At 65.4% G+C, this 12,859-nt stretch carries 11 protein-coding genes and 1 pseudogene; 5 read left to right on the top strand and 7 right to left on the bottom strand.

The features are described 5' to 3' along the window. The first annotated feature begins 57 nt into the window (after positions 1-57). Positions 58-291, top strand: a complete 234-nt coding sequence (locus tag AC0NIH_RS11130; RefSeq protein ID WP_473468231.1) for a hypothetical protein — start codon at positions 58-60, stop codon at positions 289-291. Positions 292-358: 67 nt separating this feature from the next. Here the strand turns inward: AC0NIH_RS11130 and AC0NIH_RS11135 are convergent, their stop codons facing one another. Further along, complete coding sequence (locus AC0NIH_RS11135; protein WP_023768005.1) at positions 359-1,768, bottom strand: ATP-binding protein; 1,410 nt, start codon at positions 1,766-1,768, stop codon at positions 359-361. Next, a complete protein-coding gene (locus AC0NIH_RS11140; protein WP_013893441.1) occupies positions 1,765-2,484 on the bottom strand; it encodes a response regulator in 720 nt (239 codons plus the stop codon). The genes AC0NIH_RS11135 and AC0NIH_RS11140 overlap by 4 nt, the downstream gene beginning before the upstream one ends. Positions 2,485-2,802: 318 nt before the next feature. Here AC0NIH_RS11140 and AC0NIH_RS11145 point away from each other — a divergent pair, with 318 nt between their 5' ends. From AC0NIH_RS11145 to clpS, 4 genes are all read left to right on the top strand, one after another. After that, complete coding sequence (locus tag AC0NIH_RS11145) at positions 2,803-3,102, top strand: hypothetical protein (protein WP_352711190.1); 300 nt, start codon at positions 2,803-2,805, stop codon at positions 3,100-3,102. A gap of 36 nt (positions 3,103-3,138) precedes the next feature. Beyond that, entirely contained in the window at positions 3,139-3,384 is a 246-nt protein-coding gene (locus AC0NIH_RS11150) for a hypothetical protein (protein ID WP_023768008.1), read from the top strand. Between the two features lie 162 nt (positions 3,385-3,546). Continuing rightward, a complete protein-coding gene (locus AC0NIH_RS11155; protein ID WP_473468228.1) occupies positions 3,547-3,969 on the top strand; it encodes a hypothetical protein in 423 nt (140 codons plus the stop codon). 147 nt (positions 3,970-4,116) lie between these two features. After that, positions 4,117-4,422 (top strand): ATP-dependent Clp protease adapter ClpS, encoded by a 306-nt coding sequence (gene clpS, locus AC0NIH_RS11160; RefSeq protein WP_013893445.1) that lies wholly within the window; start codon positions 4,117-4,119, stop codon positions 4,420-4,422. A gap of 197 nt (positions 4,423-4,619) precedes the next feature. Here the strand turns inward: clpS and AC0NIH_RS11165 are convergent. From AC0NIH_RS11165 to AC0NIH_RS11185, 5 genes and pseudogenes are all read right to left on the bottom strand, one after another. Continuing rightward, positions 4,620-5,809, bottom strand: a pseudogene (locus tag AC0NIH_RS11165) (integrase core domain-containing protein). 119 nt (positions 5,810-5,928) lie between these two features. Next, complete coding sequence (locus AC0NIH_RS11170; RefSeq protein ID WP_473467923.1) at positions 5,929-8,010, bottom strand: hypothetical protein; 2,082 nt, start codon at positions 8,008-8,010, stop codon at positions 5,929-5,931. A gap of 63 nt (positions 8,011-8,073) precedes the next feature. Beyond that, the gene (locus AC0NIH_RS11175) at positions 8,074-10,896 is read right to left on the bottom strand and encodes a DUF4159 domain-containing protein (protein WP_473467925.1); all 2,823 of its coding nucleotides are present in this window, start codon (positions 10,894-10,896) and stop codon (positions 8,074-8,076) included. Further along, on the bottom strand, positions 10,893-11,822 hold the full coding sequence (locus tag AC0NIH_RS11180) for a DUF58 domain-containing protein (RefSeq protein WP_473467927.1): 930 nt from the start codon (positions 11,820-11,822) through the stop codon (positions 10,893-10,895). The genes AC0NIH_RS11175 and AC0NIH_RS11180 overlap by 4 nt, the downstream gene beginning before the upstream one ends. Continuing rightward, on the bottom strand, positions 11,822-12,826 hold the full coding sequence (locus AC0NIH_RS11185) for an AAA family ATPase (protein WP_031250346.1): 1,005 nt from the start codon (positions 12,824-12,826) through the stop codon (positions 11,822-11,824). The genes AC0NIH_RS11180 and AC0NIH_RS11185 overlap by 1 nt, the downstream gene beginning before the upstream one ends. Between the last annotated feature and the right edge of the window lie 33 nt (positions 12,827-12,859).

Consider the following 12,859-nt stretch of genomic DNA (forward strand, 5'->3'; position numbering starts at 1 on the left):
TTGAAGCGGATTCGGAATTGGTTTTCTAAACCGCGGGTCGCTCAAACGGCGCTCGCCATGCTGCTTGTGATCGCGATGCGATCGATCCTGGAATTCTTCAGGATCGGCGGCGCAACCGGTGCGCCGCTGAGTGCAAACCAGCTCTTTTATATCGAAGGGGCGTTCGCGGCGGTCAGTGCCGCGTTGGCGGTTCTTGTCCTGCATGCATTCGGGCGGCACGGTTGGGCAACGTTGTCCAGCGTGATGGCAATAATTGCCCTGCTGGCATGGAAAATCGCCGTCATCCGTTGAGAATCGGCAAGCGGGACCATCCCTGGTCCCTGCGCCTCTTGCGAGGTCGGCATTTGGACGACCCGCGTCAGGCCGCCAGCGGCAAGCGCAGCTCCGTCAGCAGGCCGCCGGCAGGATGGTTGGACAGGCGGACCTCGCCGCCGGCGGCGCGGGCGATGTTGCGGGCGATGGTGAGGCCGAGACCGAGGCCGCCGGTCTGGCGGTTGCGGGATTGTTCGAGGCGCACGAAAGAACCGAACACGGCATCAATCTGGGCCTGCGGTATGCCCGGTCCTTCGTCACGGATGGCAAGCGTGATCGTGCGGTCGGAGCGGTGCAGGCTCAGATGCGCCTTCTTACCGTAGGTGACGGCGTTCTGCACCAGATTGGTGACGCAGCGCTTCAGCGCAACCGGCCGCGCCATGCAGATCAAGCCGCGTGAGCGAGTATCGTCATTGTCGAAGGAGACGTCCGGGTAGGCATCGGCGATCGATTCCACGAGCGACCAGAAGTCGATGCGTTCGCTCTTCTCCTCGGTCACCTCGAAGGTGGCGAAGTCGATCACTGAACTGGCGATGCTCTCGACGTCGGCGAGATCGTGCGCCAGCGCCTCGCGCACCGCCGATTTGCGCAACAGCTCCAGGCGCAGCCGCATCCGCGTCATCGGCGTGCGCAGGTCATGCGCGAGTGCGGCGGCCAGATGTTCGCGGTCCTCGACATATTCGCGCAGCCTGGCCTGCATGGCGTTGATCGCCCTGGCGGCGGCCTGGACCTCGCGGCTGCCCGATTCGGCGATGGGTGGGCTCTTCAGGTCCTTGCCGATCCTGTTCACGGCGGTTTCCATCATCCGGTAGGGCGCCGTCAGCCGGCGCAGCGACCAGATCGACATGATGACCACCAGTCCGGCGATCAGCGAATAGAGCGGCAGGCTGTCGACGCTCAGGATCGGGCCGATGGGTGTGATCGGCTCGGTGAAGTTCAGCCATTGGCCGTCGGCGAAGCGCAGCGATGCCGTCAGCTTGTCGCTCTGGGCGAAATTGGCGGCCAGCACCAGCAGGTCGCGCTCGACCTGGCCGATATCAGGCCCCGGCTGGGTGCCGCCGGCGTCGTCGGCCTCGCGTGTCGCCGGGTCGCGCCGCACGCGCGCGTCGGTGATGCCGAACTTCGACAGCCGGCCGACGAGGATGTCCTCGAGCTCGGCCAGTTCGTCGTCGCCGGCAATCGAGGAGGTGACCGCGGGCGTGTCCGAGACAGTCAGCGCATAAGTCGAATTGAACAGGCCGGTCGCGGTCGCCTTGCGCTCCTCCGGCGTGGCGTCATGCATCAGCTGCACCAGCGAGAAGGCGCGGTCGTTGAGGCGGTAGAGGTCGACCACGTCGTTGGCCGCGGCACGGTCGCGCGACACGATGTAGAGGGTCGCGACCTGGCTGATCAGCAGGCCGGCGATGACGATCAGCAGCACCCAGACAGGCAAGGTCTGCGGCAGGAAACGTCTCATTCGGAGATCGTCTCGGGCAGGAACTGGTAGCCGCCGCTGCGCACCGTGAGGATCAGTTTCGGCGTCTTGGGGTCGTCTTCCATCTTGCGCCGCAGCCGGCTGACCAGGATGTCGATGCTGCGGTCGAAGGAATAGTCGCTGTCGCCGCCGGAAAGCTCGATGAGCTGGTCGCGGGTCAGCACACGCTGGGCGCTCTTGACGAAGGTCTGCAGCAGGTTGAACTCGGCCATCGTCAGTTCGACCCTGACATCGTCGGGCGCGGTCAGCCGGCGCCGCGAACAGTCCATCGTCCAACCGGCGAAGCGGTAGATCTGCTTGGAGGTGGCGCGCTTGGGTTCGGCGGCGGCACCGTTGCGCCGCAGCACGGCGCGGATGCGGGCCAGGAGCTCGCGCGGGTCGAAGGGTTTGGGAACATAGTCGTCGGCGCCCATCTCCAGGCCGACCACGCGGTCGGTCGTCTCGGTGACGGCGGTCAGCATGATGATCGGCGTCGAATACTGGGCGCGCAGGTCGCGGCACAGTTCAAGCCCGCTCTTGCCGGGCAGCATCACGTCAAGCACGATGAGGTCCACCTGCGCGCGGCGCAAGATCGTTTCCATCTCGATTCCGTCGGCCGCGACCGAGGTGTGCAGGCCCCGCTTCTGGAAGAATTCCTGAAGCAGGTCACGGATGCCCTTGTCGTCGTCGACGATCAGTATGTGCGCATCGGATTTCACAGGTGCCTGTCCCGGTTGCCGGCCAAGTCGTTCTTGGCCGGTGAGCCACACGATAGAATTCGGGCCATATGTTGGCCAGTGCCTTGCATTTCAAGGAAGAACGAATTCCGCCTTCTCCACACCGAATGCAATGGCCGCGTCAAAGCCCAAAACCGGAACCACTTTTGGGCGATATGCACCAGCTGGGCCGGCCAGACACAATCCAGAAACAAAATTCTACAATCGGGAAAAACTCCTGAAAAAGTAGGGCGGCATAACGGTCTCGTGGCGGTCAGGTCATTGGCCGCGACGCAAGTCTCCGGGTTCACGGAAAAACCGATGCCAAGATTGCCGATCAGTTTGCTGGGTGTGTTGCTGGGCGTCAGCCTCGCCTCCGCTTCTGTTGGACAATCGGACGCAAAGGCGCCGCTCACCCGGAGCGAGCGGTGTGCCAATCTCAGCCACCAATTCGATGAAGCCCTCGAAACCCACGCCACGGCCACGCAGGTCACCGCGGCAAAGGCACTTCAGAGAAAGGGCAACCGGTACTGCGCCGCCAAGAAACAGGCGCAGGGCATCCGGATGCTCGCCAATGCTTTGAAGCTGCTTGGAGTGACACCGAACGACCCAGTTCAGTGACACTCAAATCGACCCGCACAGAAAGGAAATGAAGCCATGAAGAAGTCCATCCTCTCCGCCACCGGTCTCGCCGTCGCTCTCGCTTTCGCGATGCCGGCTCTCGGCAACGCCGCAACGACCACGACCGCCGCTCCGGCTGCTGCCGCTACGACCACAACCACCGCTCCGGCTGCCGATGCCATGGCTACTCCGAAGAAGGTCGTGAAGAAGGTCAAGCACAAGAAGGTCGCCGCCAAGAAGGTCGTCAAGAAGGCCAAGCCGGCGGTTGCTCCGAAGGCCTGATCAGGTCGAAGACAGCTTCCTATCAAGGCCGTTCCAGCCGCAACCGGCTGGGGCGGCCTTCTGCCAAGCGCCTGATCGAGCGGCTGAACACCAGTGGCCCACAGCCAGCCTCCTCGATCGCACTTAACCTGTCTGCAACGCCGGCGGTGTAGGACATTCCGCATGAAGAAGCGGCTTTCGTCCATTTTGCGTTCGATGGTGCTCGGTGGCCTGATCGCCACCGGTGTCGCCAGGGTGCTGATCCTGTTTTCCGCCAGCCCGGTGCCGGATCCGGCGAGCGGACGGACCGAGCCTTCGCTGTTTGCACCGGCAATCTCCAGCAACTGGGACTACATCACGCCGGCACAGACCTGGCTGCTGATCATGCTCACCGGCGTGACGTTGATCTGCGTTGTCGCGTGGCCGATCGCTGCCTGGATGGAACGCCGGGCGGATGCCGGCAGCTTGCGGCCAGCTTCGGCCGCCACATCTTCGGCCGCCAGGACCGTTGAACCGCGGCCGGCAACTGCCCACATGATTGTGAACGGTCGCGTCATGTCGGTTAGCAGCAGTTCACCGTTTCATGGAAACGGCAAACTGCTCTAACCCTTTGTTTTACGCAATTCCGGACGGGAAACCGTTTCACACTTTTCGTGGAATTGCTCTATCGGGTTGCGCGCCGATCAAATGGACGATCGCTGGCGCCCGTGGCAAAATGCAGACCGAAGCCCGATCGCGAAACTGTCGGTTCCAATGCCTGAAATCACCACAAAGCCGCGCACCAAGGTCAAGCCGCAAACCGAGCGGCCGAAGCTTTACAAGGTCATCCTCATCAACGACGATTTCACGCCGCGCGAATTCGTGGTGACGGTGCTGAAGGGCGAGTTCAAGCTCAGCGAAGACCAGGCGCACCGGATCATGATCACCGCCCACCAGCGCGGCGTCTGCGTGGTCGCCGTCTTCACCAGGGATGTCGCCGAAACCAAGGCGACGCGGGCCACCGACGCCGGCAAGGCCAAGGGCTACCCGCTGCTGTTCACGACAGAGCCGGAGGAGTAGGGCACGACAGCGTTTTTCTCCCCGTCACTATACGGGGAGAAATGTCCGGCAGGACAATGAGGGGCGGCGCCGACAATGGTCATTTACGCAAGTAGTGAAGATCGCGAAGGCTGGCGCTGCCCCTCATCCGCCTGCCGGTGTCCAGCCGATAGATAGGTAACACTTTGAACCGGATACATAGGTAACACTTCTCCCCTCTATTCGTCCGCCGCAGCGCCAAGCGGTTTGGTTGGCGCGGCGCTGCGGCGGACGAGCTTCATGCGCCTCGTGTCGATGATGCCCAGGGGATGGGCATAGAAGGAAAGCGCCCATTGGCCATCCTCGGTTTCGGTGGCCGCGACCGCTTCACCGGCCAGTGTTTGCGAGACATAGATGAAGCCGCCATTCCATCGGATCTCGCCATTGTGGCGCACGTGGCGGACCGCGGCCTCGGCCGGATAATCGGGCTCGGGTGGCGTTCTTGGCATGAGGCGCTGTGAGCGGCGGTAATGCTGGGCTGGAGTGTCCATGGCCAGCGCCTCATGCGGTCGCTCCTCATTGTAGCTGCGCCGAAAGGCCTCGAAGGCTCGACCCTGAGCTGTTCTGTCGGCTTGCGGGTGCTTGGCCAGCGGCAGCATGGTCAGATGAAAGCGCTCATGGCGGCCGTTCTGCTGCGGCTTGCCGGGTGCGATCCGCTCCAGCACGATGCCAAGTTTGACGAAGCGCGCGGCAAGTGGCGTCAGCCCGGCGACGCCGGCCGACGCGAACGGCGGGCCATTGTCGCTTCTGAAGCGATCCGGCAGCCCATGCTCCTCGAACAACCGCTCGAACACCGGCCAGGCCTCGGCATCGGCCGTCGAGCCCGTTGCTTCCAGCGCCAGAAGATAGCGGCTTGACGCATCCATCACCGTCAAGGGCTCGCAACGCCGCTTGTCGCCGGTCGGGAACCAGCCTTTGTGGTCGCCAGTCCACACTGCGTTCGGTTCCTCGGCCGGCGGCCAGGGCCGTTGCCGCAGGCCCGCAGCCGTGGCCGCTTGCGCGCGCCCACAAGCCCATGTCGTGCAAGGATGGCACCCGCCGTCGAAGCTGACGGCCAGCGCAGCTCGGGGGCCGTGCGCTTGAGCCGCGCCACGATCTTCTTGGGCCCCCACAGTGGATGCGTCTCCTTTGCCGCCACGATCCGTTCCACCAGATCCAGAGCCGTCGCCCGGCCGTGATTGAGCGGCGCCCGTGGCAGATCGCGCAAACCTTCCGGGCCCAACGCACGATAGCGACCAAGCCACTTGTAGCCGATCTTGCGAGAGATGCCGTAGGCCGCACAAATCTCGCTCATCGTCTCCTCACCTGCCAGGCAGTCCACAACAAACCGAAGTCGCTCGTCCATGATGCCAGTCTCTCGCCAAACCATCGCCGGTCCTCCCAGCGAAGGAGAAAACTGTCACCCATCCATCAGGTCCATTCTGTTACCTATCTATCCGGTTCGGACACCGGCACCTTCTCCCCGTATAGTGACGGGGAGAAGGAAGCTTACCGTCCCTCGCGATACCACATCGAGCCCATCGCCAGGAGCAGCAGGCCGAGGCCAAGGAAGCCGCCGAACAGCGGCACGCGCGAGACGGCCTTGAGCACGCTGTCATCGGTGGTGCGCAGGCCGATCCAGTCGCTGCCGGAGGCTTCGCCGGCCGAGCGCACCGGCACGATTGAGGGCAGCGTCACATCACCGCCAAGGGCGGAGGATGACGCCAGCCGGCGCACGCTGCCGCCGGTCGCTTCCGCCGGCGCCTTCAACCGGTTTTCGGTGGAGATGACATCCGAGAATTCCGGTGCGTTGACCGGTCCGACATGGGCGAGCGCGGTGAGGTCGCCATTGGCGACCTGGAAGAGACCGATCTCGTTGGTCTCGACGCTGCCGAGGAAGACGCCGGGTTCGGATTTCTCGAGCTTGACGGTCAAGGTCTTGCCGGAGGGCGTGATGATCTGCGCGGGGCCGGGGTCGTCGGCCATCGTCTGGCGGCGGATCTCCAGCACCATGCCGCGTCCATCGGCGGTCAGCCGCTCTTCCTCCAGCTCGGGCTCCTTCATCAGCCAGTGGGCGATGCGCCGGTAGAGCTGGACATGCGGACCGCCGCCCTCGAAGCCGCGCGCCCACAGCCAGCCCTGGTCCGACAGAAGCATGCCGACACGGCCTTCGCCCTTGCGGTCGAGCAGCAGCAGCGGCCGGTTGTCGGCGCCCTTCATCACCACTTCGCCCTGCGGGTTCTGCACACCGATGGTCCGGAACCAGCGGCTCCAGTGCGGCGGCTCGGTGGCCGAACCGTCGAGGCCGCGGGTCACCGGATGGCGCTGGCCGAGATCGGTGAGGCGCGGATAGAAGGCCTTGTCGACCACTTCGCCGGTCGGCATGGCCGGCAGGGCCGACATCAGCGGCGTGCGCGCGATCGAACTTTCGCCGGCATATTCGGGGCCGGCGGCGATCAGCAGCGCGCCGCCCTTTTCGACATATTCGGAAATGTAGTCGTAATAGAGGATCGGCAGCACGTCGCGGTGCTGGTAGCGGTCGAAGATGATGAGATCGAAATCCTTGATCTTCTCGACGAACAGTTCACGGGTCGGGAAGGCGATCAGCGACAATTCGTTGATCGGCGTGCCGTCCTGCTTTTCCGGCGGCCGCAGAATGGTGAAATGGACGAGATCGACGGAGGCGTCGGATTTCAACAGGTTGCGCCAGGTACGCTCACCCGCATGCGGCTCGCCCGAAACCAGCAGCACGCGAAGGTTCTCGCGGATGCCGTCGACCAGCGCGATGGCGCGGTTGTTGGTGTCGGTCAGTTCGCCCGGTTCGCGGTCGATGGCGAGTTCGATGATGTTGCGCCCGGCGCCAGGGATGGTCACCTGCAGCGGCATCGCCTGGCCGACGGCGGCATGCTCGACCGCGACCTGCTCGCCATTGACCGAGACGCGCACATCGACCGGACCGGTCTCTTTCTCCGTCGAGATGACGCGATAGGTCATATCGAGCGGCTTGCCGACGAGGCCGAAACGCGGCGCGTTCTCGAAGCGGATACGGCGGTCCTTTTCGTGATCGTTGCCAGTGATCAGGGCATGCAGCGGGGCGTTGAAATCGGGCGCGCCGGGTGGTGCGTCATGCACCTCGCCGTCGGTGACCATGATGGCGCCGCCGATGCGCGATGGCGGCACGTCGCGGAAGGCGCCTTCCAGCGCGCCGAACAGGCGCGTCTCGGTGCGCTCTTCGGCGGCTTCGGACTTGCCGACCTCGACGACGCGGACGTCGAACTGCTTGAAGCGGCCAAGCCGCTGCTGCAGGCCGGCCAGCGCCTCGTCGGTCTGCCTGGTGCGGTCGCCGATGTCCTGGCTCTGGCTGCGGTCGACGATCAGGGCGACGACGCTCTTCAGCGGTTCGCGCTCCTCGTTGAGGAACACCGGGTTGAAGAGGGCGGCGGCGAGCGCCAGCAGGGCGACGAAGCGCAGGACACCGCCGCGCTGGCGAAACCACAGGCCGACGAGCGCAAGCAGCGCCAATGGCACCAGCACCAAGGCCAGCAAGGGCCAGGACGAGATCAGCGGCTCGAAGGAGATCGACCAGTTCATGCCTTACGCTCCCCTTTGTGGGGAGGGTCGATCCACTCGAGTCGTGCAACAAGGAGCATCATCTTACTGCCCCAGCCGTTCGAGCAGTATCGGGACATGCACCTGGTCGGATTTGTAGTTTCCGGTCAGCATGTACATCATGATGTTGACGCCGGCACGCAGCGCGTAGATCCGCTGCATCGGGTCGGCCGGCACAGTCGGCAGCAGCGGGTCGCCATTCTCGTCGACCGCCCAGGCGCCGGCGAAATCATTGGCGGTGATCATGATCGGCGAGACGCCGTCGCCGGTGCGCACCGGCCGGTTGTCGGCGTTGCTGGCATCGAGCGATGTCTCGACCCAGAGCGGGCTGCCGGCGAAGCGGCCCGGGAATTCGGGCAGGATGAAGAAGGATTTGGTCAGCACATGGTCCGACGGCACCGGCTCCAGCGGCGGCACGTTGAGGCTGCCGAGGATGTCGCGCAGCCGTTCGGTCGCCGGGCTGGTGGAATCGGCGCCGATGCCGTTGGCGAACTGGTCGCGCGTGTCGAACAGCACCGTGCCGCCCTGCTGCATATAGGCGTCGATGCGGGCGATAGCCGCCTGGCTCGGCATTGATGCCGATGGATCGATCGGCCAGTATATCAGGGGATAGAACGACAGCTCGTCCTTCGAAATGTCGACGCCGGCCGGCTCGCCAGGTTCGAGCGCGGTCTTTTCGATCAGGAAGCGGGTCAGGCCCTCGAGCCCGGCGCGGCTGATCGAATCGACACCCGGCACGCCGGTCAGCACATAGGCGATCCGGGTCTTGGAAATCGCCTCGATGGCCACTTCGTCGCCGGGCTTGGCATCGTCGGCACGGGCAAGGTCGGCATGACCGAACAAAGCACCGAGCGCGATCAGTATCGCGGCGGTGGTCGCCACCGCGCCGGCGCGGCGCGGCCGGCGCGAAAACAGGCCGCCCATCCACAACACCGCCAGCGTGTCGAGCAGCATCAGTATCAAAGCGGCGGCAACCAGCCCGCCCTTCAGGTTGCGCGATTCGTCGAAGGCATACTGGATCGTGGTGACCGGCACGGTGATTTGCGGTCGCGCCAGCGGGGCCAGCGTGCTTGCGGCATCGAGCAGGTTGTGAGCGAAGACGCCAGTCTCGGAACCGTAGAGGCCGGGCGGGTTCTCGAAGGTCACCGGCAGTATGCCGGCGCCCGGCACCAGCGGCCGTGCATCCGGCGTCGGCGGCACCAGCGAGCCGTCGGCCGCTATCATGCGATAGGGCGCGAGCGAGGTGGAGGCGGCTTCGGCGTTGGCGATCGCAGCGCCCTGGTTGCGCGACAGCTGGACGATGCGGCGCAGCATCTCGACGAAGCTGCCGGAGATTGGCAGGTTCGACCATGTCGCCTCCGGCGTGATATGGAACAGTACCAGCGTGCCCTTGCCCTTCTTCAGCCCGGTGACCAGCGGCGTGCCATCGGCAAGCGCGGCCCACGTGCGCTCGACGATATCGGGCGTCGGCTCCGCCAGCACCTGCCGGCTCACGGTGACTTCGGTGGGTGGCGCCAGATCGGCGAACGGTCCGGCCTTGGGGAATTCGGTGACCGGCTGCGGCGACGTCCATGACAAGGCGCCGCCGAGCGAACGTTCGCCGGTGCGCAGACGCACCGGCAGCAGGTCGTCGTCATTGCCGGCGGCGGCCAGCCGCGAGCCGGCGAAACGCACCAGCGTGCCGCCTTTTTCGACCCAATCGACCAGCCTTGGCCGGACCTGCTCAGGAATAGTGCCGATATCGGCCATGATGATCATCGCCGGCTTCTGGTCGAGTATCTGCGGGATGGCGTCGGCAAGATCGGCGCTTGAGGGTTCGACCAGATCGGCGAAGGGCTGCAGCGCGCGCCTGATGTAGTAGAGCGGCGACAGCAGCGGCTGCGCCTGGTCGGCCTCGGCCTGCGACAACAGCCCGACACGGCGACGCTTGGAGTTTTCATCGAGCACGCGCACGGCGCCGGCGTGGCGCTCGCCGTCGAGCGCGATCGAGGCGAAGTCGTTGCGCAGCTCGAACGGCACCGTCATGGTGCCGGTGGCAGTCGCCTCGCCCGGCGCGAAGGTCAGCGTCGCATCGGCGATGCGGCGGCCCTTGTCGTCGAAAGCACCTGCGGTGACCTGGCCGGGTGCAGGGTCGCCCGGCGCGCGAATGGCGGTCAGTGCGAAGCCGTCGACCTGGTTGTCGGCGGCGGCGAGGCCGGTCAGCGAAAGCCGGTCGGCGGTTGCCCAAACGACGCGGGCGGCATTTTTCGACAACAGCGTGTTGAAGGCGGCTTCATCGCCCTTGGCCGCCAGGCCATCGGCAAGCACGGCGACGCTGGCACCGGGCACGGTCTCCAGCACGCCGGCGACACGGGCATAGACGGCGGGCCGGTCGGTCGGGATCGGCCGCGGCTTGGCCGCGCGCAGCCGGTTGAGCGCCGAAGCGGCATCGAAAGGGCCGATCTCGGCATTGGGCTTTTCGGCGGTGAAGGCGATGATGACCGGCACGCCGTTCGAACCGGCATCGCTAATCAGCCGCTCGGCGGTGGCGACACGTTTGTTCCAGTCGGCGGCGCTGGCCCAGTCATTGTCGATGACCAGTGCAAGTGCTGCTCCCTCGGCCGCCAGTTTTTCGCGCGGGTTGAAAACCGGTTCGGCCAAGGCGGCCACGATGAGAGCCGCCATCAAGAGCCTGAGCAGCGTCAGCCACCATGGGCTCTGCTGCGGGGTCTCCTCGCGTTTCAGCACACGGGCCAGGATCTTCAGCGGCGGGAACACTTCGGTCTGCGGCTTGGGCGGCGTCAGCCTGAGCAGCCACCAGATCACCGGCAGCGCCAGCAGGCCCCACAGCACCATGGGAGCGCCGAAGGAGAGCGGCAGCCAGCTCATGCGACCGCCTTTCCGGCACGACTGCTACCGGCATGCCCGCCTTCGGCGGTCATCGCCATGTGCAGGCGCCCCAGAGCGTCGGAGGCCAGCCGATCGGTGTGGTTGACGGTGAAGCTCCAACCGAGCCGCTTGCACCAGCCGGCCAGTTCCTGGCGGCGGGCAGTGTAGAGCAGGCGGTATTCATCGGCGAGCATTTCGGCGCGCCCGGCTGTCAGTTTCTCGCCGGTCTCGGGATCGGTGAACTCGGTGCGGCCGGCATAGGGGAAGGTCTCCTCGGCCGGGTCGGCGACCTCGATCAGATGCGCCCGCACGCCGTGGCGGGCAAGCACGTCGAGCCAGGCCATCGTTTCCTGCACGGGATCGAGGAAATCGCTGGCGATGACGATGTCGCAAAAGCGCCGGATATCCGTGAGGTCGGGTTTTGCCGGCAGCTCGCCGGCATGCATCAGCTGGGCGGCGATGCGTTCGGCGCCGTTGCGGGCGGTGAACGGATCGGTCAGCCCCGGCCAGGCGATGCGTTCGCCGCTGCGCGACAAAAGTTCGGCCATGGCGAGCGTGAGCACCAAGGCGCGCGATTGCTTGGAAACGCTGGCGCCGGTCGACTTGTAAAGCATGGATGGCGAAGGGTCGGCCCACAGCCACACCGTATGAGCGGCTTCCCATTCGCGGTCGCGCACATAGGTATGGTCGTCGCGTGCCGAGCGGCGCCAGTCGATGCGTGAGGAATCGCCTTCGACATAGGGCCGGAACTGCCAGAAATTCTCGCCGATACCGCGTTTGCGACGGCCGTGCCAGCCGGCGATCACGGTGTTGACGATGCGACGCGCCTCGACCAGCAGGTCGGGCACAAGCGAAGCCCGCAACCGGCCACGGGCGAGCGCGTCGCGCGTCGCCGCCGGAGCCTGGACCTCGCCGATGCGCGCCATCAAATCCCTTTCACAAGCTTCGCCACGACATCGCGCACGCTGGTGCCTTCGGCGCGGGCGGCGAACGTCAGCGCCATGCGATGCTGCAGCACCGGCTCGGCCAGCGCCCGCACATCGTCGACCGAGGGCGCCAACCGCCCATCGTAGAGCGCCCGCGCCCGCGTGCACAGCATCAGCGCTTGGCTGGCGCGCGGGCCTGGACCCCAGGCGACAAGCTTGTCGGTCTCGGCATTGCCCTGGCCCGGGCGCGCCGAGCGCACCAGGGTCAGGATCGCCTCGACGACGCTTTCGGGCACCGGCATGCGGCGGATCAGCGTCTGGATCTCCTTCAGCCGCGCCGGCTGCAGCACGTTCTGCGCCTTGGCGTCCTCGACGCCGGTGGTTTCCAGAAGAATGCGGCGCTCGGCCTCGATTTCGGGATAGAGGATGTCGACCTGCATCAGGAAGCGGTCGAGCTGGGCTTCCGGCAGCGGATAGGTGCCTTCCTGCTCCAGCGGATTCTGCGTCGCCAGCACATGGAAGGGCGCCGGCAGGTCGTGACGGGCGCCGGCAATGGTGACGTGGTACTCCTGCATTGCCTGCAGCAGTGCCGACTGGGTGCGCGGCGAGGCGCGGTTGATCTCGTCGGCCATCAAAAGCTGGGCGAAAATCGGTCCGGAAATGAAGCGGAAGGAGCGCTTGCCGAATTCGTCCTGCTCCATCACTTCGGAGCCGAGGATGTCGGACGGCATCAGGTCGGGCGTGAACTGAATGCGGCGCGAATCGAGGCCGAGCACGACACCCAGTGTCTCCACCAGCTTGGTCTTGGCGAGGCCGGGCACGCCGACCAGTAGCGCATGGCCGCCGGCCAACAGCGCCACCAGCGTGCGCTCGACGACATTCTCCTGGCCGAAGATGACCCGGCCGACCCCGTCGCGAATTCTGGAGATGTCGGCAAGCGCCTTCTCGGCCTCGGCGATCATGTCCTTTTCGCTGATTGGGCTTTCCTTGACCATTACGCTCATTCAGCTCAATCCCTTAAAATTGGAGATAGATGG

The organism is Mesorhizobium sp. WSM1386, assembly GCF_055901595.1.